Origin of the sequence: Caulobacter sp. 602-1 (assembly GCF_003931565.1) — a bacterium.
Lineage (GTDB): Bacteria > Pseudomonadota > Alphaproteobacteria > Caulobacterales > Caulobacteraceae > Caulobacter.
Genome location: NZ_RRYI01000009.1, coordinates 61,179 through 84,165, shown reverse-complemented (window position 1 = coordinate 84,165; position 22,987 = coordinate 61,179). Strand labels below are relative to the sequence as shown.

Sequence of the window (22,987 nt, the reverse complement as noted above, 5' to 3'; positions counted from 1 at the left end):
GAGGCCCCGGTGACCTTTTCCGCCCCAAACGCCCTGGCTGAAGTCGAGCTGCCCGGACTGCCCAACCACTATCGCGGCAAGGTGCGGGACAATTACGACCTGCCGGACGGCCGTCGGGTGATCGTCGCGTCCGATCGTCTAAGCGCTTTCGATCGGATCCTGTGCGCCGTGCCGTGCAAGGGCCAGGTGCTGACCCAGACGGCGCGCTACTGGTTCGACGCCACCGCCGACATCTGCCCCAACCACGTCTTGGCCTATCCGGACCCGAACGTTCTGATCGGCCGGCGTCTGGAGATGCTGCCGGTCGAGCTGGTGGTGCGGGGCTACCTGGCCGGAACCACCTCGACCTCGATCCTGACGCTCTATAACAAGGGTGAGCGCCAGATGTACGGCGTAACCCTGCCCGACGGGCTGCGCGCCAACCAGCGCCTGCCCGAGCCGATCCTCACGCCCACCAGCAAAGCCGCCGACGGTGACCACGACGCGCCGCTCTCGCCCGCCCAGATCCTGGAACAGGGCCTGCTGACCGCCGCGCAATGGGAGCAGCTCAGCGCCTACGCCCTTGCCCTGTTCGCGCGAGGCCAGGCGCTGGCGGCCGAGCGCGGCCTGATCCTGGCCGACACCAAGTACGAGTTCGGGCTCGACGCCGACGGCGCCATCGTGCTGGCCGACGAAATCCACACCCCCGACAGCAGCCGGTTCTGGAAGGCCGCGACCTACGCGGCCAAGTTCGAGGCGGGCGAGCGCCCCGACAGCTTCGACAAGGACTTCGTTCGCGCCTGGGTGGCGCAGCGCTGCGATCCCTACAACGACCCGATCCCGGAGATTCCCGAGGCGCTGATCCGCCAGACCTCGGACGTCTATATCGAGGCCTTCGAGACGATCACCGGCCAGACGTTCCAGCGCCCGGCGGCCGATGAGCCGGTCATGGCGCGGCTGAAGCGGAATTTGGACCGGTACCTGGCGGGGTAGCGAGCTCACTACGCTCCGCCGCCTTCTCCTCGTCACGGCGCGCGGCTAGACTGCGTCGCATGGTCCTGCGGGTTCACATCGACACCGATTGCGGCGTGGACGACGCCCTGGCGCTGGCGCTGTTGGCCCGCGCGCGACAGGCCGTGGACGTGGTCTCGGTCTCGGCCGTGTTCGGCAACACCTATGTCGACCAGGCCGCCGCCAACGCCCGGGGCGTGCTGCGTCTCGCCGGCTGCGGGGCCGAGGTCTATATCGGCGCCGGCTCGGGCCTGGCTCGACGCCGGGTGGAGCGGATGCGGCCGGCCCACGGGATCGACGGCCTGAATGGCGCGGGGTTTTCGCAGCGCTGGAAACTGCCCGAATTGGAGCGCGGCCATTCGGCCAACTTCCTGGCCTTCGCCGCCCGCCGCAAGGTTACGGGCCTGTTCCTCGGTCCCCTGACCAACCTGGCCAAGGGCCTGCTGGAAGATCCCGCCGCCTTCCGCGACTGGCGTCCTACGATCATGGCCGGCGCCTTCGAGGTGGCCGGCAAAGCCGCCGGCGGCGCCGACTTCAACAGCTGGAGCGATCCGGAAGCCCTGCAGCGGACGCTGGAGGCCGGGGTCATGCCGCGTCTGATGCCGATGGACGTCACCCACCAGGTGTCGATCACCGCCGAGGATCTGGCCAAGGGAGCGGTCTGTTGCGGCTCGCCGCTGTCCCAGCGCCTGACCAAGGCGGCCGGGCCCTATATCGCCTTTCATCAACAGGTCTGGGGCGGCGAGGGCTGCCGGCCGCACGACGCGGTGGCCGCCGCCAGCCTGGTCGCGCCCGAGCTCTTCAGCTTCCAGCCCGCGCGCCTGCGGGTGGTCGTCGACGGCGATCGCCTGGGTCGCGTCGACCGCATCGACGGCGCGCCCAACGCCGAGGTCTGCACCAGCCTCGATGTCGCCGCCGTCAGGCGCCTGATCCTGGGCGGCCTGTTCGGCTGGAGCGCCGTCGAAGCCGCTTAGTGCGGCTGGCCCCACTGGGCGGCGCGCTCGCGCACGAGATCGCGCATGAACTGGTCGAGCTCGGCCAGGCGGCGATCCATCTCGCTCACCGGCACGCCGTTCCAGATCGCGTGGTCATAGGCCGAACGCGCCTCGCGAAGGTTTTCGCCGGCCTGGTAGCGCTCGGTTATGTAGAGGGTCTCGAGAAGCTTGGTCGGGCGGTCGAGCTTCTCGTGCTTCATCGACCAGTAGCTGACCATGTACTCGGCCAGGATGCCGTCGTCCGATGTCTCGACCATCGTCCGTCTCCCTTTACGCTGGAGCGGAGATAGGGAGATCGGACGACGGTTCCAGAGGCGGAGGGCGTCTATTTCCCGCCCGCATAGTCCTTGACCAGGGCGTAGAGGAAGTCGCGGCCGTCATAGAGCGATTTGACCCGGATGCGCTCGTTCAGGCCGTGGATGCCGTCGCCGTCCGAGCTGCTGAACAGGCCTGAGACGCCGTAGGTCGGGATGCCGGCGGCGTTGGTGTGGACGCCGTCGGTGGCGCCGGTCAGCAGGATCGGCACGATGGGAACGCCGGGCCACAGCTTGGCGGCTTCCTTCTCGATCGGGCCCATGATGGCCGGTGTCAGGGGCGGCGGCGGCGAGACGCTGTTGGGCTCGTGGGCCAGGGTCACGGCGACGGGCGCCCCCGCCAGTTCGGCCAGCTTGGCCCGTACCTCCTCGACCGGCGTGCCCGGCAGGATGCGGCAATTGACGTTGGCCGTGGCGCGCTGAGGCAGGGCGTTGGGCGCGTGACCCGCGCTGACCATGGTCGCCACGCAGGTGGTTCGCAGCATCGAGTTCCACATCGGGTCGGCGGTCACGACCTTCAACGCCGCCGGGTCGTTGATGTCGGCCACCAGGGCCTTCATCGCGGCGGCCTGCTCGGCCGGCACGCGGGCCTGCATCTTGGTGAAGTAGCCGCGCGTGGCGTCGTTGAAGCGCGGCGGGAAGCCATAGGCGCCGATCCGGTCCAGCCCCGCTGACAACTGGTAGATGGCGTTGGCCGGGACGGGACGGCTGGAGTGGCCGCCCGGATTGGTCACGGTGAGGGTGAAGTCCTGATAGACCTTCTCGCCAGCCTGGACCTCCAGCACGACCGGCTTGTCATGCTCGTCCAGCAGGCCGTCGGCGCCCTCGTTCAGGGCGAATTCGGCGTCGACCAGAGGGCGGTGGTTCTTCACCAGGTCCTCGATGCCGTTATAGGCCTCGCTCTCTTCGCCGCAGGTCAGGGCCAGCTTGATGTCGCGCTTGGGCTTGAAGCCGGCCTGCTTCAGGCGGACCAGGCTGTCGACCCAGATGGCCGCCTGGGCCTTGTCGTCCGACGTGCCGCGCCCGAAGAAGTAGCCGTTCTCCTCGACCAGCTTGAACGGGTCGCGGGTCCAGTCGGCGCGGTTGGCCTCGACCACGTCGATGTGGGCCAGCAGCAGCATGGGCTTGGATTTCGGATCGGTCCCGTGAAGGATCGCCACCAGGCTGCCCTCCTTGGGATGGCCGTCGGCGACCACGACCTTGACGTCCTCGGCCGGGAAGCCCGCCGCCTTCAGCCGCGCGCCCATCGCCTCGGCCGCTTGGGTGCAGCTGCCGACCGACAGGGTGGTGTTGATCTCGACCAGCTCCTTGTAGAGGTCGCGGAAGGCCAGTTGGTCGGGGCGGACGGTCTTGGGCGGTTCGGCCACCTGTGCGTTCGCCAGGACCGGCGCGGCCAGAAGCGCCGCCGTCATCATCCAGACCGACCGTTTCATCCGTACTCTCCCCAATGAAGCTTGGGCGCGAACAGAGCTTGCCTGACGGCCGCGCGCAAGGGCCGGCGTTTACCGCTCGTTAGGAATGCTGGGGCTTTTCCTGAAGGGCGGAAACGACGATGGTGCGAGAACACATGATGAACGCGATTCGCATCCTCGGTCTCGATCCGGGCCTCCGCCGCACGGGCTGGGGCGTCGTCAGCGTGCTGGGTTCGCGGGTGACGCACGTGGCCCACGGCGTGATCGCCCCGGACGACAAGGCCGCCTTTTCCGACCGCCTGCTGCACCTGTTCGAGGGAATCTGCGCGGTGATCGAGCAGTACAGGCCCGACGAGGCGGCGGTCGAGGAGACCTTCGTCAACACCAACGCCCAGTCGACGCTGAAGCTGGGCCACGCCCGCGCCGCCGCCATGATCGCGCCGGCCCGGGCCGGGCTGCTCGTGGCCGAATATTCCAACGCCATGGTCAAGAAGGCGGTGGTGGGAACCGGCGGCGCCGACAAGGCCCAGATCGCCTTCATGATCGCCCGCCTGCTGCCGACGGCCGGCTCGCCGACGGCCGACGCCGCCGACGCGCTCGCTGTGGCCATCGCCCACGCCCACGCCCGCACCGCCCGGAGAGTCGCATGATTGGGCGTCTGCGCGGCGCCGTCGCCGAGGTCGGCGAGGAAGAGGCCCTGATCGACGTCATGGGCGTCGGCTATGTCGTCCGCTGCGGCCACCGCACGCTGCAGCGCCTGCCGGCCCTGGGCGAGGAGACTCTGCTGCACATCGAAAGCCAGTGGAGCGAGAGCGCGGGCCTGCGGCTCTACGGTTTCGCCACCCGCGAGGACCGCAAGGCCTTCGTGCTGCTGCAGGCGATCCAGGGCGTCGGGCCCAAGGCCGCCATGGCGGTGCTGGACGTGCTGTCGCCAGCCGAGCTGGCGTCGGCCGTCGCGCGCGAGGACAAGGCTGCGGTCGGTCGCGCCAACGGCGTGGGGCCCAAGCTCGCCCTGCGCATCGTCACCGAGCTCAAGGACAAGCCGATCACCGACGGACCTGTGCTGACGAGCGCGCCGGCTTCGGGCTCGCCGTCCGCGCCCGCCAAGCCCGCGCCGACCGGTGACGCCGTCGCCGCCCTGATGGGCCTGGGCGTCGCCGAGGTGAACGCCCGCCGCGTCGTCGAGGCCGCCGCCGATCGCCTGGGCGAAGAGGCGACTGTCCAGGCTCTGATCAAGGCCGGCCTGCAGGAGCTTGGACGATGAGGCTCCCCCCACCTGACCGCTTCGCGGTCGTCCGCCACCGAAGGCGGGCGGAAGGCGTCCGATCCTTCTTCCCCCTCCGGGGGAGGAGCGCCGAAGGCGCGGAGGGGGCCGGTCAATGACCCGCGTCATCTCCGGCGAGCCGCAGCACGGCGATCAGGTTCCGGCCACCGACCGCGCCCTGCGCCCGCAGACCCTCGCCGAGTTCGTCGGCCAGGAGCAGGCCAAGGGCAATCTGCGCATCTTCATCGAGGCGGCCAAGGGCCGCGCCGAGTCCCTGGACCACGTACTGCTGTTCGGCCCGCCGGGCCTGGGCAAGACCACCCTGGCCCAGATCATCGCGCGCGAACTGGGCGTCAATTTCCGCGCCACCTCCGGCCCGGTGCTGAATAAGCCCGGCGACCTGGCCGCGATCCTGACCAATCTCGAGCCGAACGACGTCCTGTTCATCGACGAGATCCACCGCCTGTCCTCGAACGTCGAGGAGATCCTCTATCCGGCCATGGAGGACCATGTGCTGGACCTGGTGATCGGCGAGGGACCGTCGGCGCGCTCTATCCGCATCGATCTGGCGCCCTTCACCCTGGTGGCCGCGACGACCCGGGCGGGGATGCTGGCGACGCCGCTGCGCGACCGTTTCGGCATCCCGATCCGGCTGGAGTTCTACACCCCCGCCGAGCTGCGCCACGTGCTGCTGGGCGCGGCTCGCAAGATGGGCGCACCGCTGTCCGAGGATGGCGCCGACGAGATCGCCAAGCGGGCGCGCGGCACCCCGCGCGTCGCTGGCCGCCTGCTGCGCCGGGTCCGCGACTTCGCCACCGCCGACGGCGCGGCCGTCATCGATCGCAAGGCCGCCGGCCTGGCGCTCGCCCGGCTTGAAGTAGACGAAGTGGGCTTGGACAGTCTCGACCGCCGCTATCTGCGCGCCCTGATCGAGCACTATGGCGGCGGCCCGGCCGGGGTCGAGACCATCGCCTACGCCATCGCCGAGGCCCGCGACGCCGTCGAGGACGTCATCGAGCCGTATCTGATGCAGCAGGGCTTCATCCAGCGCACCCCGCGCGGCCGTGTCGCCTGTGGCAAGGCCTATCTGCACCTGGGCCTCAAGGCGCCGCCGGCCCCGACGGGGCAGAGCGGCCTGTTCGACGAGTAGAACCGCCATGCGCAAGGCCGCCGTCACGCTGCAGGTCGTGGCCACTCTGGCCATCTCGGTCCTGGCGATCCGCGTCGCCGGCGGATCGTCCTCGGCGATGGTCCTCCAGGTCGCCGCCGGCTTAGCCGGGGCGCTCCTGGCGCTCGTTGTCGCCTGGCTCGTCCGGCCGCCGGGGCGCGTCGCAGCCGTGATCGTGCTCGCGCTGACTCTGGCCATCGAGGCCTATATCCTGGTCGCCGGCGTCTCGATGGAGGGCGTCCGCCGCTGGGTGGCCCTCGGACCGCTGCAACTGCACGCCGCCTCGCTGCTGGTCCCGCTGGCCGCCTGGACCGCCGCCCAGCGCCTCGACGCTATCGCCGCCGTGCTTCTGGCCGCGACCCTGGCGGTCCTCGCCGCCCAGCCCGATGCGGCGTCCGTGCTGGCCCTGACCCTGGCGCTCGGCGCCGTGGCCCTGGTCGACAGGTCCAAGCGCCGCCTGGCCGGGATCCTCGCCGTCGTCGGCGCGGCCGGTGTCGCCTGGGCGCTGAGCCGGCCCGATCCCCTGCCGGCCGTCGATCACGTCGAGCTGGTCGTCCGCCGGGCCTTCGAGGCCTCGCCCACGATGGGCTCGCTCGCGGCGGTCGCCCTGATCGCCATTCCCCTGGCCATGCTCTGGAGCCGCCGCACGCCCGCCGCCCTGGCCCTCGCCGCCGCCTGGGCGGGCTTCGTCCTCGCCAACCTGATCGCCAACTACCCGGCGCCGGTGATCGGCGCGGGAGCGGCCCCAGTGCTGGGATGGTTGTTGTCGGTGGGGCTGACGTTCGCGACGCCAGCGGCTAAGCAATCCCCATGACCACCCCGCCCGAACCCACCGCCCTTGAACCGACGGCCGGCGTGTTCTCCGGCCGCGAGCATCAGTTGCCCGTGCGGATCTACTACGAAGACACCGACTTCTCGGGGATCGTCTATCACGCCAACTACCTGCGCTATCTGGAGCGGGGGCGCAGCGATTTCTTCCGCATGGTCGGCATCTCGCACACAGAGCTGGCCAAGGCCGACACGGCGTTCGCGATCATCCACATGACCCTGGACTTCAAGCGCTCGGCGCGGATCGACGACGCCCTTGTGGTGCGGACGACCTATGACCGGGTGAAGGGCGCGCGGCTCTACGTCACCCAGAAGGTGACACGCGGCGACGAGGTGCTGATCGAGGCCCGGGCCGAGGCGGTCTGCATCACCCTGGACGGCCGTCCGCGCCGGCCCACCGCCGAGATGCTGGCCCAGCTGGCGCCCTGGCTGGTCAGCGACGGCGAATAAACAAACAGCGTTTTTCGGGATCGCTCGACGATTGTCATAGTTTCACCCAAGCGTCGCTTCATGCCATACGGCGCGTAGTAAGATCTTTCAGACGCCCCAACGGAGCCAAACCCGCATGGACGCCTCGGCAGCCGCCCCGAATTTCTCGTTCTTCGCCTTGTTCATGCAAGCCGACTGGGTCGTGAAGGCCGTCATGATCGGTCTGATCCTGGCGTCTCTGGGCTCGTGGGCCGTTATCCTGGACAAGCTGGTTCGCTTCGCCGGCCTGAACCGCGCCGCCGATCGTTTCGAGGAGCAGGTTTCGGGCGGGCGTTCGCTGGAGGACGTCGCGGGCGAGGCCGGCGCCAATCCGCGCCACGCCCTGCCGCGCATGCTGCAGGCGGCCCTGAAGGAATGGCGCGACGCCAAGACCAAGGGCGCGATGAGCGAGAACCAGGCCGGTTTCCTGATCGCCCGCATCGACCGTATTCTGGACGCCCAGATCGCCCGCGAGAACGCCAAGGTCGAGGAAGGCCTCGGCAGCTTGGCCATCGTCGCCACCGCCAGTCCGTTTATCGGCCTGTTCGGCACCGTCTGGGGCATCATGCACGCCTTCCAGAACATCGCGATCTCGAAGAACACTTCGCTGGCCGTCGTGGCCCCGTCGATCGCCGAGGCGCTGTTCGCTACGGCCGTGGGCCTGATCGCCGCCATCCCGGCCTATATCGCCTACAACAAGTTCTCGACCGACGCGGGCAAGTACGCCGGTCGCCTGGAAGGCTTCGCCGACGATCTGTCGACCGCGATCCAGCGTCGCCTGTCGGACCGGGTCTAGACCGATGGCGATGTCGTCCAACGACGCCTTCGCGACCGGCGGCGGCCGGGGCCGTCGTCGTCGCGGCCGTCGCTCGCGCGGGGCCCTGTCCGAGATCAACGTCACCCCGCTGGTCGACGTGATGCTGGTGCTGCTGATCATCTTCATGATCAGCGCGCCGCTGCTGACCGCCGGCGTGCCGCTGGAGCTGCCCAAGACCGAAGCCGCCGCCCTGCAGAACCAGGACGAGCCGATCACGGTGTCGATCAACCGCGAAGGCAAGATCTTCGTCGGCGAGACCGAAATCCCGTTCCAGAACCTGGCGCCGCGCCTGACCGCCATCGCCGGCAGCGGCTACAGCAAGCCAATCTTCGTCCGCGCCGACGGCGGAGCGACCTATGCGGTCGTCGCCCAGGTGATGGCGGGCCTGTCGAACGCGGGCTTCAGCAAGATCAACCTGATCACCGAGACGGGCGGTCCCTCCACGGGCGCGGCCCCGAAGGACGCTCAGCCGGAGGGCTCGGGCGACCTGCGGCCGGCTCAGTAGGATCGGCATGAGCGCTCGCCGCGAACCCCAGATCTCTCCGGGCCTGTTGGCCTCGATCGCGCTGCACGGAGCCGTGGCGGCGCTGATCGCGTTCGGCCTGCCGTGGAAGCAATCCAAGCCGATCACTATCGGCGAGTCCGTGCCGGTGACCATCGTCACCAACGGCCCGACCAATGTGCGACCCGCCGAGGAAGCGCCGGAGGAGCAGACGGCCCAGACGCCGGATCCGGTTCCGGAAGCCACGCCGCAGCCGCCGGCCCCGACGCCCGCGCCGACCCCGACCCCGGCGCCGGCTCCGCCGCCCAAGCCGACTCCGACGCCCAAGCCCGCGCCGACTCCGACGCCGGCCAAGCCGACCCCGACTCAGAAGAAGCCCGACACCGACTTCTTTGCCTCGCTTGAGGCCTCGATCGCCAAGTCCAAGAAGGCGACCGGCAAGCCGACGGCCAACGCGCCCAAGGGGCCGGCGCGCGCGGAGACCTCGGTCTCGGCCCGTCCGGCCATGGGCGCGGCCACCGGCCTCTCGGCCGCGGCCCTGGGCCGCCTGCAGGGCGAGGTCCAGGACCGCTGGAACCCCAACTGCGAGGTCGAAGGCGGCGCCAACGTCAATGTCCGCGTGGTGTTCGTGATCGGACCGGGCGGCCGGGTCGTCGGTCAGCCGGAGTCGCCGGGCACGTCCTCGCCCGATCCCGTGGTGAAGGCCGCTTCGGACCGCGCCATCCGCGCGCTGTTCGCCGCCTCGCCGTTCGCCTACCTGCCGTCCGACCTGTACGGTCAGAAAATCGCCCTGAACTTCAACGCAAAACAGGCCTGTTCGCGTTGATGCCGGGAAGGATCAAGAAGGAGACCTCGATGCGCTTGAAAGCCCTGGTGCTCATGGCCGCCGTCCTGTTGGGCGGCGCGGCCTTCGTCACGCCGGCCGCCGCGCAGATCGAGGTCGACATCAACGCCGGCGCGGTCAAGCCGCTGCCGATCGCGGTTCCCGCCTTCTCCGGCACGACGCGCGGGGCCGAGATCGCCCAGGTCATCACCGGCAATCTCGAGCGTTCGGGTCTGTTCCAGCCGCTGAACGTGACGGGCGTGCCGGACAAGCTGCAGGACGTCAACGTTCAGCCGCGCTTCCCCGACTGGCAGGCGACCGGGGCCCAGGCCCTGATCAACGGCCAGGTCACGGTCGGCGCCGACGGCGGCCTGCGCGTCGACTTCCGCCTGTGGGACGTGTTCAGCCAGCAGCAGCTGCTGGGCCTGCAGTTCAGCTCGACGCCCGACAACTGGCGCCGGGTCGCCCACAAGATCAGCGACGCCGTCTATGAGCGCCTGACCGGCGAGAAGGGCTATTTCGACACCCGCGTGGCCTTCGTCGCCGAAAGCGGTCCGAAGCTGGCGCGCGTCAAGCGCCTGGCGATCATGGACCAGGACGGCGCCAACCCGCAGTACCTGACGGACGGCTCGTACATCGTGATGACGCCGCGCTTCTCGTCGACCAGCCAGGAACTGACCTATATGGCCCTGCGGCCGACCGGCTCGTCGATCTACCTGCTGAATCTCGAGACCAGCCGCCAGGAAACGGTCGGCAAGTTCCCGGGCATGGTGTTCGCCCCGCGCTTCTCGCCCGACGGCAGCAAGGTGGCCTTCTCGGTCGAGAAGGCCGGCAATAGCGACATCTATCTGATGGACCTGCGCAGCCGCGTCACCACCCGCATCACCACCGACCCGGCCATCGACACCTCGCCGTCATTCTCGCCGGACGGAACCAAGATCGCCTTCAACTCCGACCGCGGCGGCCAGGCCCAGCTTTATGTGATGAATACCGACGGCTCGGGCGTGCGTCGCATTTCGTATGGCGGCGGCCGCTACACCACTCCGGTCTGGAGCCCGCGCGGCGACTTCATCGCCTTCACCAAGCAGACGGGCGGCGAGTTCCATATCGGCGTCATGCGCCCCGACGGAAGCGATGAGCGCCTGCTGACCACCAGCTATCTGGACGAGGGCCCGACCTGGGCGCCGAACGGCCGGGTGCTGATGTTCTTCCGCGAGGCCTCGGCCGGCAATCCCAAGCTCTGGACGGTGGACATCACCGGACGGATCCTGCGGCCGGCGGCCTATGGAGGCTCGGGCTCGGATCCGGCTTGGTCTCCGCTGCTCGACTAATTGACACATCCATGGGGCAACCTGAACGCCGCACAGGCGTTCAAGGCGCAGGTTCCGGCCCGTGGACTGTTCGCGCCGGAAGTGAATCATCATCGTCCGACGAGCATCTGACATCATTGTGAGGCTTGGTCAGGCATTTCATGGGTCCATTCCAAGCGTTGCGCAGGTATGGATCAGGTCCAGAGTTCGTAGACTGAGGAGAAACTGGATGAGCTTCGACACCCAGCGCGCCATTAGACTGGCGCTCGTCGGCGTGGCAGCCGCCTCGCTCGCCGCCTGCGCTTCGCGTCCGAAGCCCCAGCCCGCCGCGCCGGCGCCAGAGCCGACGCCGGCCGCGCCGAGCAATCCTTACACCCCGCCGCCGCAGCCGCCGGTGTCGAGCGGCGTGCTGCCGGGCTCGGTCCAGGACTTCGTCGTCAATGTCGGCGATCGCGTCTATTTCGACACCGACGAATATTCGGTCCGCGCCGACGCCCAGCCGGTTCTGGCCGGCCAGGCTCAGTGGCTGAACCGCTACCCGCAGGTCCGCGTCCGCATCGAAGGCAACGCCGACGAACGCGGCACCCGCGAGTACAACCTGGCGCTCGGCGCCCGCCGCGCGAACGCCGTGCGTGACTTCCTGATCGGCCAAGGCGTCGCCGCCGCCCGCATCGAGACCATTTCGTTCGGCAAGGAACGCCCGATCGACGCCGGCTCGAGCGAAGAGGCCTGGGCCAAGAACCGTAACGGCCACACGGCCATCACGGACGGCGCCCGCTAACATCGCGCTACAACGGGGCGGCCCTGCGAACGCAAGGCCGCCCTAGTTTTGTCCAGTCCCTACCGGTAGATCACGGTCATGAAGCTGAAACCCGCTCTGCTCGCCGTCCTGTTGGCCACCACTTGCCCCATCGGCGCCGCCGTGGCCGTCGCCCAGACTCCGCTGCCCGCCGAGGATCCGCTTGACGATCGCTCGGTCAAGCGCGTCGAGCGCATGGAGAAGGTGGTGCGCGAGCTGCGGTCGATCGTCTTCCAGGGGCGCGACACCGGCAAGCCCGTCGTCGTCCAGCCGGCCGAGACCGACGCCCAGATCGCCGCCCTGAACGACCGGGTCAGCGATCTGGAGAAGACCCTGACCCGGCTGAACGGCCAGAATGAGGCCGCCAATTTCGAGCTGACCAAGGCCAATCGCGCCGCCGCCGACCAGAAGGCGCGCGCCGATCTGCTGGAGCAGCGCCTGGCCGCGCTGGAGAAGTCGATCGCCGACATGCAGGCCGCCGCGGCGGCCCAGGTCGGCGCCCAAGGAACCGGAGGAATGGCGCTGGCCGGCGGGACCCCGCCGCCGCCCGCCCCGCCGGCCGATCCGGCCGTGGCCTTCAAGCAGGCCAAGGATCTGCTGCTGGCTGGCGACTACGCCAATGCCGAGCAGGCCTTCGCGGCCTATGTGAACAACTATCCGGACAGCGCCAAGGCACCGGAAGCCCGCTACTGGCAGGGCGAGACCCTGTTCGTGCGCGAGGCCTACACGGACGCCGCCGGCGCCTATATCGGCGCGATCCGCGGCTGGCCGCAGACCAGCTGGGCGCCCGACGCGACGCTGAAGCTGGCTCGTTCGATGGTGGCCCTGAGAAAGACCACCGAGGCCTGCCGCACGCTGGACGAGCTGGCCAAGCGCTACCCGAAGGCTTCGGCCCAGATCACTTCGCGCGCGGCCTCGACCCGCGTCGCGGCCAAGTGCGCCTAGAGACGGTCCGAGCCGCCCTCGACAGGCGGCTCGATCGCCGCTCCACCGCGCCGATCGCCGTCGGATTTTCCGGCGGCGGCGACTCTCTCTTCCTGTTGAAGGCGGTTCTGGATTGGGCCGACGATCGGCCCGTTGTGGCGCTGGTGGTCGATCATCGGCTTCAGCCCGACAGCGCCCGCTGGACCGCCGAAGCCGTCGCCAAGGCGCGGGCGCTGGGCGCGTCGGCGACAGCGCTCGCCTGGACCGGCGACAAGCCTTCGACGGGATTGCCCGCCGCGGCCCGCCGCGCGCGTCACGCCCTGCTGGCCGCCGCCGCCCGCGAGGCCGGGGCCAAGGTCCTGCTGCTGGGCCACACCGCCAGCGATCTGGCCGAGGGCGCGGCCATGCGGGCCGAGGGTTCGACCGTCTCCGATCCCCGCGAATGGGCGCCGTCGCCGGTTTGGCCGGAGGGACGGGGAGTCTTCCTGCTGCGGCCGCTGCTGGGCCTGACCCGCGACGCGATCCGGCTGGCCCTTACCGCGCAGGGCGAGACCTGGCTGGATGATCCCGCCAACGAGGATCTCCGTTATGCCCGAGCGCGGGCCAGGGCGTCGGGCGTCGCCGAGGTCGCGCCGGCCCAGGCCGTTTCGCGCCGCCCGCCGGCCTTCCACGTCGACCGCGCCGGAGCCATTCGCCTGCCGCGCGACGTCGCCGCCGCCCATCTGGCCGCCGCATTGCTGTGCGCCGCCGGAACGGAAAGGCCGCCGAGGGGCCAACGGCTGGCGCGATTGGTCGAGCGTCTACGCTCTGACGAAGGCTTCGCCGCCACCCTGTCCGGTGCGCGGGTCGAGGCGGGGAGCGATATCCTGATCTGCCGCGACGCCGGCGAGATCGCGCGCGGCGGCCTTGCCCCGCTGGACCTCGCTCCGGGCCAGACCCGCGTCTGGGACGGCCGCTGGGACGTCACCGCCGGGACCGAGGCGCTGACCGTCGGCGCCTTGAAGGGCGGAGCCTCCCATCTTTCGCCCGATCAGCGCGCCGCGCTGTCCGCCCTCCCGACGCCGGCCCGTCCTGGCCTGCCTTTGATCGCACCCCTTGGCGCGGCGCCGTATTGCCCCGCGCTTGACGGCCCGGACCTTGCAGCCGAAGGAAGGGCGCGCGCGCGTCCGCTCGTTCTGGATCGTTTCAAGGCCGCGATCGGCCTAATCGACCAAGAATCCGTGACCTGATGTCACGTCCATGGCGCAAGCGCGCGTGACCTCCTATCTTGGGAGGTCAAGAACCTATTCGTTGGGAAGACGAAGCGTATGAATTTCCGGAACCTGGCCATCTGGCTGGTGATCGTCGCGGTGCTGGCGGGCGTGTTCGTCGTCAGTCAGAACGCCCGCACGAAGGGCGGCGGCGAGATAAGCTATTCGCAGCTCCTCAAGGACGTCGACGCGGGCAAGATCAAGTCCGCCGAGATCGCCGGCCAGACCGTCATGGCCAAGGGGGCCGACGGCAAGGTGCTCACGGTCAACGCGCCGCTGAACTCCGACGAACTGGTCAACCGCATGGTGGCCAAGAACGCCGACGTGAAGTTCAAGAGCGGCTCGATCAGCTTCCTGGCCATCGTGGTCCAGCTGCTGCCGATCCTGCTGGTCGTGGGCGTCTGGCTGTTCTTCATGCGCCAGATGCAGGGCGGGGCGAAGGGCGCCATGGGCTTCGGCAAGTCCAAGGCCCGCCTGCTGACCGAAAACAAGAACCGCATCACCTTCGAGGATGTCGCGGGCGTCGACGAGGCCAAGGAAGAGCTGCAGGAGGTCGTCGACTTCCTGAAGGATCCGGCCAAGTTCCAGCGCCTGGGCGGCAAGATCCCCAAGGGCGCGCTGCTGGTCGGTCCTCCCGGTACGGGTAAGACCCTGATCGCCCGCGCCGTCGCGGGTGAGGCGGGCGTGCCGTTCTTCACCATTTCCGGTTCCGACTTCGTCGAGATGTTCGTCGGCGTCGGCGCCAGCCGCGTGCGCGACATGTTCGAGCAGGCCAAGAAGAACGCCCCCTGCATCATCTTCATCGACGAAATCGACGCCGTCGGCCGCCATCGCGGCGCCGGCCTGGGCGGCGGCAACGACGAGCGCGAGCAGACCCTCAACCAGCTACTGGTCGAGATGGACGGCTTCGAGGCCAACGAAGGCATCATCCTGATCGCCGCCACCAACCGTCCGGACGTGCTGGATCCGGCGCTGCTGCGTCCGGGTCGCTTCGACCGCCAGGTCGTGGTGCCGAACCCGGACGTCGCCGGCCGCGAGAAGATCATCCGCGTGCACATGAAGAACGTGCCGCTGGCCGCCGATGTCGACGTCAAGACCCTGGCGCGCGGCACCCCGGGCTTCTCGGGCGCGGACCTGGCCAACCTGGTCAACGAAGCCGCCCTGACGGCCGCGCGCAAGAACCGTCGCATGGTCACCATGCACGATTTCGAGCACGCCAAGGACAAGGTCATGATGGGCGCCGAGCGCCGCTCGATGGCCATGAGCGACGCCGAGAAGAAGCTGACCGCCTATCACGAGGGCGGCCACGCCCTGGTGGCCCTGCGCGTCCCCGTCGCCGATCCGGTCCACAAGGCCACGATCGTGCCGCGCGGCCGGGCCCTGGGCATGGTCATGCAGCTTCCCGAGGGCGACCGCTACTCGATGAGCTACGACATGATGACCTCGCGCCTGGCCATCATGATGGCGGGCCGGGTCGCCGAGGAGCTGATCTTCGGCAAGGAGAAGATCACCTCGGGCGCGTCCAGCGACATCAGCGCCGCCACCAGCCTGGCCCGCAACATGGTCACTCGTTGGGGCTTCTCCGACGAGCTGGGCACGGTGGCCTATGGCGACAACCAGGACGAGGTGTTCCTGGGTCACTCGGTCGCCCGCACCCAGAACGTCTCGCCCGAGACGATGGTCAAGATCGACAGCGAGGTCCGTCGCCTGGTCAAGGGCGGTGAGGACGAGGCTCGCCGGATCCTCACCGAGGAACTGGACCACCTGCACGCGGTGGCCAAGGCCCTGCTGGAGTTCGAGACCTTGAGCGGCGACGAGATCATCGGCGTCATGAAGGGTGAGACCCCCAAGCGCGACGAGGACGAGAGCAACAAGGAGACGGTCAGCGCGCCGTCCCTGGTGCCGCTGTCCCCGGGCGCGGGCGCCAGCGTCACGGCCTAGGCGGACCGAACCTCGACGATCAAAGCCGGCTCGAAAGGGCCGGCTTTTTTCTTGGCCGCGCGAGGTCTAGAACCGCGCCATGAACCAGGCCCGCCCCCGCGTCATGGGGATCGTCAACGTCACGCCCGACAGCTTCTCCGACGGCGGCAAGTATCTCGGCGCCGCCGATGGGATCGAGCATGCGCGGCGTCTGATCGCCCAGGGCGCCGACATCCTCGACATAGGCGGCGAGAGCACGCGCCCGGGCGCGGCCCCGGTCTCGGAGTTCGACGAGATCCTGCGCGTGGTCCCGATCATCGAGGCGATCCGCCAGGCCAGCGACATCCCGATCTCGATCGACACCATGAAGCCCGGCGTGGCGCGCGCGGCGATGAGGGCGGGGGCGACCATCTGGAACGACGTGGCCGCCCTGCGCCTGTCGCCCGAGGCGCCCGAGGTCGCCGCCGAACTGGGCTGCGAGGTCGTGCTGATGCACATGCTGGGCGAGCCGGGGACCATGCAGAACGACCCGCGATATGACGACGTGGTCGCCGAGGTCGAGGCCTTCCTGTTGGCGCGGGCCTTCACGGCCATGGCCGCGGGGGTCGCCAAGGAAAAGATCTGGCTGGATCCCGGCATCGGCTTCGGCAAGACCGTGGCCCACAACCTGGCCCTGCTGGCCGCCCTGCCGCGCTTCGTGGCCCTGGGCTATCCGATCCTGCTGGGAGCCAGCCGCAAGCGCTTCATCGCCGGGATCGATCCGTCGGCGGGCGAGGCCACGGACCGCCTCGGCGGCTCCCTGGCCGCGCACCTGGCCGGCGCGGCGGCCGGCGTGGCGGCGGTGCGGGTCCACGACGTGCGCGAGACGGTCCAGGCCCTGGACGTCCAGGCGGCGATCGCCGGCGCTTGAGGCCAGGTCTCGCTTGCCGGTCGGGGAATCACCGCGCTTAAATATTCCGGGGACGGTTCATCGAAGGTTTCGCGGCTATGCGCTCCCGTCACGCCCTGGTCATCGAGGATGAGATCCTGATCGCCATGGAGATCGAGGACCTGCTCAAGACGCAGGGCTTCGCCACGGTCGACATCGCCGACAGCCCGCTGGAGGCGCTCGACAAGGCCCTCCGCCGTAAGCCGGACCTGATCACCGCCGATTACCGCATCGTCGACGGCACCGGGGTCGAGGCGGTGAAGATGATCATGGCCCACCTGGGGCCGATCCCGGTGGTCTATGTCACTGGCCACGCCACGGCCCTGGCCGAGCAGAACGACGACCTCGTGGTCCAGAAGCCGATCCTGCCGCTGGCGCTGGCGGGAGCTTGGCGGCACGCATTGCAGGCCGCGTAGCGGGCCTCTCCCCATCCTTCCGATTCCCGCCTAAACACCGGGGATGTCAGACGCTGCTCCCATAGTCTTCCGGGGCCGGGTCCTCGTCATCGCCGGATCGGATTCCGGCGGCGGCGCGGGGATCCAGGCCGACATCAAGACCGTCACCGCCTTGGGCGGCTACGCGGCCACCGCGATCACCGCCGTGACGGTGCAGAACACCCTGGGCGTCACCGGCGTTCACCCGATCCCCCTGGAGGTCATCGCCGCTCAGGCCCGGGCGGTGCTGGACGACATCGGCGCCGACGCGATCAAGACCGGCATGCTGGGCGACGTCGGGGTGGTCGAGACCGTGGCCGCCGCGATCGATCACGCGGGCCAGATCCCGGTCGTCGTCGATCCCGTGATGATCGCCAAGGGCGGCGCGCCGCTGCTGGCCGAGGCCGCCATCGGCGCGATGAAGAGCCTGATGATTCCGCGCGCGGCCCTGCTGACCCCCAACGCCCCCGAGGCCGCCGCCCTGACGGGCCTGTCGGTCGAGACCACCGACGACCTGCGCCGGGCGGGCGAGGCGCTGTTGACCCTGGGCGCCAAGGCCGTGCTGATGAAGGGCGGCCACGTGCCGGGTGAGCGCGTCGTCGACGTGCTGATGACCGCCGAGGGCGAGACCACCTTCGAGGGCGAGCGGATCGAGACCCGTCACACCCACGGCACCGGCTGCACCTTGGCAAGCGCCTGCGCCACGGGCCTGGCCCAGGGGCTGTCGCTGAACGAGGCCGTCGCCCGGGCCTGGAACTATGTCCACGAGGCCATGCTGCGCGCGCCCGGTTTCGGCGCCGGCCACGGACCCCTCGACCACGGCTGGACGCTGCGCCGATGACCGACACGCTGGAAGACCGCCTGCGCGAGATCGTCCGCGCCACGCCCACCACCTGGGAGGTGCTGCGCACCGTCCGGGAGCTCGATCTGCCCGACTGGATGATCTTCTCCGGCGCGATCTATCAGCCGGTCTGGAACGCCCTGACAGGCCGCGATCTCGCCTACGGCATCAAGGATTACGACGTCGCCTATCACGACGACAGCGACACCAGCTACGAGGCCGAGGACGTGGTCATCCAGCGCGTCGCCGCCGCCTTCGAGCCGCCGCTGCGTGACCTGGTCGAGGTCCGTAACCAGGCGAGGGTTCATCTCTGGTTCGAGAAGAAGTTCGGCGCCGACGAGCCCTATCCGCCGCTGGAGGACAGCGCCGCGGCCCTGAAGCGCTTCGTGGCCACCGCCTTTTGCGTCGGCGTGCGGCTGGAGCGTGACGACTCCCTGAGCGTCTGGGCTCCGTTCGGTCTGGACGACCTCTTCGCCATGCGCCTGCGGCCCAATCCGCTCAGGGTGAAGGGCGCGGGCGGCTGGGAGCGCACGACGGGTTCGGCCAAGGCGCGCTGGCCGGAGATCACCGTCGAAGGCTGATTGTCACGAGGACAATAAAGCCTTTGCCGCCTGCGTTCTCCGCGCATAACAGCGATGTCCAGCTTGGGAGATCGCTATGCGCCAGTGGACCATCGACGCCTTCGCCACCGGACCGTTCAAGGGCAACCCGGCCTGCGTGGTCGAGCCGTTCGAGACCTGGCCCTCGGCCGACTGGATGCAGGCCCTGGCGGCCGAGAACAACCAGGCCGAGACGGCCTATCTGCTGAAGACCGCCAACCCGGCCCGCTACGGCCTGCGTTGGTTCACGCCGGCCCTGGAGGCCCCGCTGTGCGGTCACGCCACCCTGGCCGCGGCGTACGCCCTGTTCGAGGAACTCTCCGTCGACGTTCCATTGCTGACCTTCGACACCCTTTCGGGGGCCTTGACGGTCAGGCGGACGGGCGAGGGGCTGGAGATGGATTTCCCGGCCGATCCGCCGCGCAGGACCGAGGTCCCGGCCGGACTGGCCGAGGCTCTGGGCGCGGAGCCTGTCGAGGTCTGGGCCGGGGCCTATCTGGTCGCGGTGATGGACAGCGAGGCGACGGTTCGAGGCCTCAAGCCCGACCTGGGGCTGATCAAGACGATCGCGGGCGAGGCGAGGGGCGGCCCCGGCCAGGTCGTGGTCGTGGCGTCCGCCGATCCTGGCAGGCCCTACGCCGTGGTCAGCCGGTTCTTCGCGCCGGGCTTTGGCATCCCGGAGGACCCGACCACGGGCTCGGCTCACTGCATCCTGACGCCGCTCTACGAGGGCAAGCTGGGCGCCAGTCCGCTGAAGTTCCACCAGGCCTATCCGGGCCGGGGCGGGGACCTGGAATGCGAAAGCCGCGGCGCGCGCGTTCTGTTGCGCGGCCGCGGCTTCACGGTCTTGGAAAGCCAGCTCCGGGTGGAGCCTAACTCTTAGCGACGGGGGCCGTGGCCGTAGCCATAGCCGTAGTCACGGTCGTGACGCTCGTAGCGGATCTGGGCGCTGATGCGGTCGAAGCGGCGATCCAGATCGGCGCGTTCCCAGCCGCTCAGGCCGCCGCGACGATACCGGTGCTCGAGGCGCTCGGTCTCGCGCAGTTCGGCGCGCAGGCGATAGGCCTCGCCGCGGGTCAGCGAGCCGTTGCGCACGCCGATGTCGATGCGGCGATCGAGCTGAGCCTGGCGGTCGTTGATCGGCTGGGCCGAGGCGATGGCGGGAATGGCGGCGGCCGACAGGGCCGAGACCGCGGCGATCGAGATCAGGATCTTTTTCATTGGTTCGGTTCCTCTCTGAAACTTGTCCCGTCACTCCGGGGGAAGCGACGTTGAGCTAAGAGAAACACGCGGAGCCTGAAGCGGTTCTGAGCCGCTCGTTATGTTCCGTTCATCTTGTGTCGAGGGATCGACCTAAGCCGCCTGGGCCGGGCGGGCGGCGGTCATGGCCGCTTCGATCGCGTCATAGAGCTTGGTGACCTCGATCGGCTTGGCCACGTGGCCGTCCATGCCGGCGGCCAGATAGTCCTCGACCTGGTGGGCCAGGGCGTTGGCGGTGACGGCGATGATCGGGGTGCGCGCGCGGCCCTGTTCGGCTTCCAGGGCGCGGATGACCCGGGCGGCCTCAACGCCGTCCATGACGGGCATGTGGATGTCCATCAGCACGATGTCGAAGGCGCCGGTTCGCCAGGCCTCGACGCAGGCCTGGCCGTCGGCGACCAGGGTCACTTCGGCGTTCAGCGGGGTCAGGACGGCGGCGACGACCTTCTGGTTGGTCGGATTGTCATCGGCCGCCAGTACGCGCAGGCGGGCCGTCTCGGCTGGCGCGGCGTCCGGCGCGGGGACGTGATCGTCGTCGATATAGTGGACGTCGGTGATGGCCTCCTCGCGGGGCAGAGCGACCAGGACGGTGAAGGTCGAGCCGCGGCCCTCGCGGCTCTGGACCTTGATCGAGCCGTCCATCAGCACCGCCAGCTCGCGGCAGATGGCCAGGCCCAGGCCAGAGCCGCCGAAACGGCGAGTGGTCGAGCTGTCGGCCTGGACGAACTTGTCGAACAGGCGCGGCAGAATCTCGGGCGAGATGCCGATACCGGTGTCGGCCACGTCGATCCGCAGGCCCGAGCCGTCCTCGGCCGAGGCGAACCTGACGGCGACCGCGCCTTCCAGGGTGAACTTCAGGGCGTTGGCGATCAGGTTGCCCAGGATCTGGCGCAGGCGGTCGGCGTCGCCGCGCCACAGTCCTTGAGCCTCGGGCGCGACGGCGACCTCGAAGGCCAGGCCCTTGTCGCGGGCCTGGGGCGCGTAGGTTTCGCGGATCGACTGGGCCAGTTGGGCGATATCGAACGGGCGGTCCGTGATCTCCAGGCGCCCCGCCTCGATCTTGGAGAGGTCCAGCACGTCGTTCAGCACGCCCAGCAGCACCGCGCCCGATTCGCGGATCACCTTCAGGCGTTCGCGCTGGGTGTCGCTCATCTTGTCCATGGCCATCAGCTCGGCCATGGCCAGAACGCCGTTGAGCGGCGTACGGATCTCGTGGCTCATATTGGCCAGGAAGTGCGACTTCAGGACGTTGGCGGCGTTGGCGTCGTCGCGCGCCCTGACCAGCTCGGCCATGGCGCCGCGCAGGTCGTGGTCGTTGGCCTCGAGGCGGCTGACCAGATGGTTGAAGCTGTCGGTCAGGCTCTGGAAGACATCGTCGTCGGCAGTCTGCTCGACGGCCTTGAAGCGACCCCCGACGGCGGTTTCGTGCATGGCTTCCGACAGGCGCTCCATCGGCCGCGCCAGGCGGCGCGCCAGGCTGTTGGCCAGGAGAATCGCCAAACCGGCCGCGCCGAAGAACAGGGCGCCGGTCAGGGCCAGGTCGCGGGCCAGGGTCTGACCCAGGCCCGGATGCTCGGCCAGCAGCACCAGCGTGCCGACATCCTGCGAGGCGAGTTTGATGGGGCGGGTCAAGGTGTCGGTGTCGGCCGGATTGGCCGCGCCCAGTTGGGCGACGACGCGCCCCTTGGCGTCGGTGATGCGCACGCCCGCCACGCTGGGGGCCTTGGCGACGGCTTCCAGGGCGCGATAGACGCCGACCATATTGTGATCGGCCAGCGGCGCGGCGGCGCCGGCGGCGGCCATCTGGGCCAGGATCTCGTGATTGGCGCGGGCTTCCTGTCGCGCGACGCTCCACTGCTGCAGCATGAAACACAGGCATGCCGCCACCAGCGCCAGCACGGTCGTGGCCAGGGCCACGCCGGCGATGCGCGCTTGCAACGGTGCGTGTGTGTACCCGCTATGATTGCGGATGCTGCTCATCCCACGTCCAGGTATTCATCAACGTAGCGACAGTGTGCCGCAAGGTTCCTAACGGTTCGCTTCCAACGCGAGCCAGGGCCGGGGCTAGTAGCGCGACAAAACAACGCTAGGGCGCATTTTCGTCATTGCTTTTGCTTTAACATTCTATTTACCTTTCTTCTTAGTGTTTCGTTAAGGAGGCGGGTTTGGAAAAGGTCTTTGTCGCTCAACGAGTGGCCAACAAGCTGTATGCGACCGAAGCCGCGGTGGACGCGGCCACGGTGGAAGTCATGGAAATGATGGCCGAACTGATCCAGGCTCGTAAGGACCTGGGCCTGTCGGCCACGGTCGGGAACGGCGCCAGCGCCAAGTTCGCTGAAGCCGTCCAGGCTCTGGCGACGGCGCGGACGGCGATCGTCGACGCCCACAAGCAACTGGATGAGACTCGTCTGCGCGTCGGCATCCGCACGCGCATGGGCGGCTTCATCAAGGAGGAACAACTGGTTTCTCCGACGGGCCTCCGCGAGGCGGTCTAAGTCTCGTTAAAAGCACATTGCAATAGTTTAATACCTTTGGGCCTCTAATCTAGGTTAGAGGCCCAGATCATGCTCTCGCACCTGCAACCGTTAGTCCTTTTCGGCTGGCTGCTTCTTGCGACCACGTGTTTTGTCGCGTGGCGCTGTGGCGGGCGACCCGAACGCAGCGGCGCGGCCTTGGTGCTGGCGATCACCCTCGGTTTCGCCCTGGCGGGCTCCATCACGGACAAGAGCGTCACCCGGGCGGTTTATCTGCTGCTGGACGGCGTGCTGGCCCTAGGCCTGCTGATGCTGGCGGTGCGCCACGCGACTCGCTGGCTGGGCGTTGCGGTGCTGCTGCAAGGCGTGCAGTTCAGCCTGCATGCCTATTATCTCGTGGCCGCTCGGAAATACGACAACCTCTACGCCCTGGTGAATAACCTGGTCAGCCTGGGCGTCCTGCTGTGCCTGCTGGCCGGCTCGATCCTGGCGCGGCGTTGGCGTAAGGCCTCGGACGCCGCCGCAAAATAATTGCCGCGACCGGACGAAACGCCGCGCGCCTCGCAAAAATCTCCCCTTGCAATCTGCCCCGAAACGCGGTTCTTCGCCGGCGGGCCACATCCCCCCAACGGGATGCAGTCCATCTGTAAGGATGGGAGACATCGAT

Annotated in this window: 25 protein-coding genes and 1 pseudogene; 22 read left to right on the top strand and 4 right to left on the bottom strand. The window is 69.0% G+C overall.

The window, feature by feature from the left end; all coding sequences use genetic code 11:
* Nucleotides 1–9 precede the first annotated feature (9 nt).
* On the top strand, nt 10–972 hold the full coding sequence (locus EIK80_RS21875) for a phosphoribosylaminoimidazolesuccinocarboxamide synthase (protein WP_125159132.1): 963 nt from the start codon (nt 10–12) through the stop codon (nt 970–972).
* 59 nt (nt 973–1,031) lie between these two features.
* Nucleotides 1,032–1,964: a nucleoside hydrolase gene (locus EIK80_RS21870; protein WP_125159131.1), complete on the top strand. Its 933-nt coding sequence runs from the start codon at nt 1,032–1,034 to the stop codon at nt 1,962–1,964.
* On the opposite strand, the gene EIK80_RS21865 is transcribed toward EIK80_RS21870, so the two are convergent.
* Together EIK80_RS21865 and EIK80_RS21860 are read right to left on the bottom strand one after the other, a co-directional pair.
* Entirely contained in the window at nt 1,961–2,242 is a 282-nt protein-coding gene (locus tag EIK80_RS21865) for a hypothetical protein (RefSeq protein WP_125159130.1), read from the bottom strand. The two genes, EIK80_RS21870 and EIK80_RS21865, sit on opposite strands and share 4 nt — an antisense overlap.
* A 68-nt stretch (nt 2,243–2,310) precedes the next feature.
* Complete coding sequence (locus EIK80_RS21860; protein ID WP_125159129.1) at nt 2,311–3,732, bottom strand: M20/M25/M40 family metallo-hydrolase; 1,422 nt, start codon at nt 3,730–3,732, stop codon at nt 2,311–2,313.
* Nucleotides 3,733–3,854: 122 nt separating this feature from the next.
* On the opposite strand from EIK80_RS21860, the gene ruvC reads away from it, so the two are divergent.
* The 18 genes from ruvC (at nt 3,855) to EIK80_RS21770 (ending at nt 19,469) form a co-directional block, all read left to right on the top strand.
* The gene (gene ruvC / locus EIK80_RS21855) at nt 3,855–4,361 is read left to right on the top strand and encodes a crossover junction endodeoxyribonuclease RuvC (RefSeq protein WP_199743594.1); all 507 of its coding nucleotides are present in this window, start codon (nt 3,855–3,857) and stop codon (nt 4,359–4,361) included.
* Complete coding sequence (ruvA, locus tag EIK80_RS21850) at nt 4,358–4,975, top strand: Holliday junction branch migration protein RuvA (protein WP_125159127.1); 618 nt, start codon at nt 4,358–4,360, stop codon at nt 4,973–4,975. The genes ruvC and ruvA overlap by 4 nt, the downstream gene beginning before the upstream one ends.
* 115 nt (nt 4,976–5,090) lie before the next feature.
* Nucleotides 5,091–6,125, top strand: a complete 1,035-nt coding sequence (gene ruvB / locus EIK80_RS21845; protein WP_125159126.1) for a Holliday junction branch migration DNA helicase RuvB — start codon at nt 5,091–5,093, stop codon at nt 6,123–6,125.
* Between the two features lie 7 nt (nt 6,126–6,132).
* Nucleotides 6,133–6,957, top strand: a complete 825-nt coding sequence (locus EIK80_RS21840; protein ID WP_125159125.1) for an FtsW/RodA/SpoVE family cell cycle protein — start codon at nt 6,133–6,135, stop codon at nt 6,955–6,957.
* The gene (ybgC, locus tag EIK80_RS21835; RefSeq protein WP_125159124.1) at nt 6,954–7,421 is read left to right on the top strand and encodes a tol-pal system-associated acyl-CoA thioesterase; all 468 of its coding nucleotides are present in this window, start codon (nt 6,954–6,956) and stop codon (nt 7,419–7,421) included. The genes EIK80_RS21840 and ybgC overlap by 4 nt, the downstream gene beginning before the upstream one ends.
* Before the next feature lie 115 nt (nt 7,422–7,536).
* On the top strand, nt 7,537–8,235 hold the full coding sequence (gene tolQ / locus EIK80_RS21830; protein WP_125159123.1) for a protein TolQ: 699 nt from the start codon (nt 7,537–7,539) through the stop codon (nt 8,233–8,235).
* A gap of 4 nt (nt 8,236–8,239) precedes the next feature.
* Entirely contained in the window at nt 8,240–8,761 is a 522-nt protein-coding gene (locus tag EIK80_RS21825) for a biopolymer transporter ExbD (protein WP_125159122.1), read from the top strand.
* Nucleotides 8,762–8,768: 7 nt separating this feature from the next.
* The gene (locus EIK80_RS21820) at nt 8,769–9,584 is read left to right on the top strand and encodes an energy transducer TonB (protein ID WP_125159121.1); all 816 of its coding nucleotides are present in this window, start codon (nt 8,769–8,771) and stop codon (nt 9,582–9,584) included.
* 29 nt (nt 9,585–9,613) lie between these two features.
* Nucleotides 9,614–10,912, top strand: coding sequence for a Tol-Pal system beta propeller repeat protein TolB (gene tolB, locus EIK80_RS21815; RefSeq protein WP_125159120.1), 1,299 nt, complete (start codon nt 9,614–9,616; stop codon nt 10,910–10,912).
* A gap of 193 nt (nt 10,913–11,105) precedes the next feature.
* Nucleotides 11,106–11,672, top strand: a complete 567-nt coding sequence (gene pal / locus EIK80_RS21810) for a peptidoglycan-associated lipoprotein Pal (RefSeq protein WP_125159219.1) — start codon at nt 11,106–11,108, stop codon at nt 11,670–11,672.
* A 78-nt stretch (nt 11,673–11,750) separates the two neighbouring features.
* Nucleotides 11,751–12,635: a tol-pal system protein YbgF gene (gene ybgF / locus EIK80_RS21805; protein ID WP_125159119.1), complete on the top strand. Its 885-nt coding sequence runs from the start codon at nt 11,751–11,753 to the stop codon at nt 12,633–12,635.
* The gene (tilS, locus tag EIK80_RS21800) at nt 12,626–13,843 is read left to right on the top strand and encodes a tRNA lysidine(34) synthetase TilS (protein WP_125159118.1); all 1,218 of its coding nucleotides are present in this window, start codon (nt 12,626–12,628) and stop codon (nt 13,841–13,843) included. Before ybgF ends, tilS begins: the two co-directional genes overlap by 10 nt.
* Before the next feature lie 78 nt (nt 13,844–13,921).
* Nucleotides 13,922–15,805, top strand: coding sequence for an ATP-dependent zinc metalloprotease FtsH (gene ftsH / locus EIK80_RS21795; RefSeq protein WP_125159117.1), 1,884 nt, complete (start codon nt 13,922–13,924; stop codon nt 15,803–15,805).
* 79 nt (nt 15,806–15,884) lie between these two features.
* Entirely contained in the window at nt 15,885–16,694 is an 810-nt protein-coding gene (gene folP, locus EIK80_RS21790; RefSeq protein WP_125159116.1) for a dihydropteroate synthase, read from the top strand.
* A 77-nt stretch (nt 16,695–16,771) separates the two neighbouring features.
* Complete coding sequence (locus tag EIK80_RS21785) at nt 16,772–17,128, top strand: response regulator (protein ID WP_125159115.1); 357 nt, start codon at nt 16,772–16,774, stop codon at nt 17,126–17,128.
* 43 nt (nt 17,129–17,171) lie between these two features.
* Nucleotides 17,172–17,987, top strand: coding sequence for a bifunctional hydroxymethylpyrimidine kinase/phosphomethylpyrimidine kinase (gene thiD / locus EIK80_RS21780; RefSeq protein ID WP_125159114.1), 816 nt, complete (start codon nt 17,172–17,174; stop codon nt 17,985–17,987).
* Nucleotides 17,984–18,568: a nucleotidyltransferase family protein gene (locus tag EIK80_RS21775; RefSeq protein ID WP_125159113.1), complete on the top strand. Its 585-nt coding sequence runs from the start codon at nt 17,984–17,986 to the stop codon at nt 18,566–18,568. The genes thiD and EIK80_RS21775 overlap by 4 nt, the downstream gene beginning before the upstream one ends.
* 76 nt (nt 18,569–18,644) lie before the next feature.
* The gene (locus EIK80_RS21770) at nt 18,645–19,469 is read left to right on the top strand and encodes a PhzF family phenazine biosynthesis protein (RefSeq protein ID WP_125159112.1); all 825 of its coding nucleotides are present in this window, start codon (nt 18,645–18,647) and stop codon (nt 19,467–19,469) included.
* Here EIK80_RS21770 and EIK80_RS21765 read toward each other — a convergent pair.
* Nucleotides 19,466–19,807 carry a hypothetical protein gene (locus tag EIK80_RS21765; protein ID WP_125159111.1) on the bottom strand — a complete coding sequence of 114 codons (342 nt, stop codon included), beginning with the start codon at nt 19,805–19,807 and terminating at the stop codon, nt 19,466–19,468. The genes EIK80_RS21770 and EIK80_RS21765 overlap by 4 nt on opposite strands.
* A 132-nt stretch (nt 19,808–19,939) precedes the next feature.
* A pseudogene (locus EIK80_RS21760) lies at nt 19,940–21,845 on the bottom strand (ATP-binding protein).
* A gap of 166 nt (nt 21,846–22,011) precedes the next feature.
* Between EIK80_RS21760 and EIK80_RS21755 the strand changes: the two are divergent.
* Nucleotides 22,012–22,341 (top strand): hypothetical protein, encoded by a 330-nt coding sequence (locus tag EIK80_RS21755; RefSeq protein WP_125159109.1) that lies wholly within the window; start codon nt 22,012–22,014, stop codon nt 22,339–22,341.
* Between the two features lie 180 nt (nt 22,342–22,521).
* Complete coding sequence (locus EIK80_RS21750; protein WP_233586908.1) at nt 22,522–22,851, top strand: hypothetical protein; 330 nt, start codon at nt 22,522–22,524, stop codon at nt 22,849–22,851.
* Nucleotides 22,852–22,987: the final 136 nt, after the last annotated feature.

Excerpts from the sequence above, each read along its gene's own strand:
- EIK80_RS21825 (WP_125159122.1), top strand. The coding sequence starts at position 8,240 with ATGGCGATGTCGTCCAACGACGCCTTCGCGACCGGCGGCGGCCGGGGC.
- EIK80_RS21870 (WP_125159131.1), top strand. The coding sequence starts at position 1,032 with ATGGTCCTGCGGGTTCACATCGACACCGATTGCGGCGTGGACGACGCC.
- ftsH (WP_125159117.1), top strand. The coding sequence starts at position 13,922 with ATGAATTTCCGGAACCTGGCCATCTGGCTGGTGATCGTCGCGGTGCTG.
- ruvA (WP_125159127.1), top strand. The coding sequence starts at position 4,358 with ATGATTGGGCGTCTGCGCGGCGCCGTCGCCGAGGTCGGCGAGGAAGAG.
- tolB (WP_125159120.1), top strand. The coding sequence starts at position 9,614 with ATGCGCTTGAAAGCCCTGGTGCTCATGGCCGCCGTCCTGTTGGGCGGC.
- ybgF (WP_125159119.1), top strand. The coding sequence starts at position 11,751 with ATGAAGCTGAAACCCGCTCTGCTCGCCGTCCTGTTGGCCACCACTTGC.
- EIK80_RS21765 (WP_125159111.1), bottom strand. The coding sequence starts at position 19,807 with ATGAAAAAGATCCTGATCTCGATCGCCGCGGTCTCGGCCCTGTCGGCC.
- ybgC (WP_125159124.1), top strand. The coding sequence starts at position 6,954 with ATGACCACCCCGCCCGAACCCACCGCCCTTGAACCGACGGCCGGCGTG.
- EIK80_RS21785 (WP_125159115.1), top strand. The coding sequence starts at position 16,772 with ATGCGCTCCCGTCACGCCCTGGTCATCGAGGATGAGATCCTGATCGCC.
- EIK80_RS21840 (WP_125159125.1), top strand. The coding sequence starts at position 6,133 with ATGCGCAAGGCCGCCGTCACGCTGCAGGTCGTGGCCACTCTGGCCATC.
- EIK80_RS21770 (WP_125159112.1), top strand. The coding sequence starts at position 18,645 with ATGCGCCAGTGGACCATCGACGCCTTCGCCACCGGACCGTTCAAGGGC.
- EIK80_RS21860 (WP_125159129.1), bottom strand. The coding sequence starts at position 3,732 with ATGAAACGGTCGGTCTGGATGATGACGGCGGCGCTTCTGGCCGCGCCG.
- thiD (WP_125159114.1), top strand. The coding sequence starts at position 17,172 with ATGTCAGACGCTGCTCCCATAGTCTTCCGGGGCCGGGTCCTCGTCATC.
- EIK80_RS21865 (WP_125159130.1), bottom strand. The coding sequence starts at position 2,242 with ATGGTCGAGACATCGGACGACGGCATCCTGGCCGAGTACATGGTCAGC.
- ruvB (WP_125159126.1), top strand. The coding sequence starts at position 5,091 with ATGACCCGCGTCATCTCCGGCGAGCCGCAGCACGGCGATCAGGTTCCG.
- tolQ (WP_125159123.1), top strand. The coding sequence starts at position 7,537 with ATGGACGCCTCGGCAGCCGCCCCGAATTTCTCGTTCTTCGCCTTGTTC.
- folP (WP_125159116.1), top strand. The coding sequence starts at position 15,885 with ATGAACCAGGCCCGCCCCCGCGTCATGGGGATCGTCAACGTCACGCCC.
- EIK80_RS21775 (WP_125159113.1), top strand. The coding sequence starts at position 17,984 with ATGACCGACACGCTGGAAGACCGCCTGCGCGAGATCGTCCGCGCCACG.
- EIK80_RS21820 (WP_125159121.1), top strand. The coding sequence starts at position 8,769 with ATGAGCGCTCGCCGCGAACCCCAGATCTCTCCGGGCCTGTTGGCCTCG.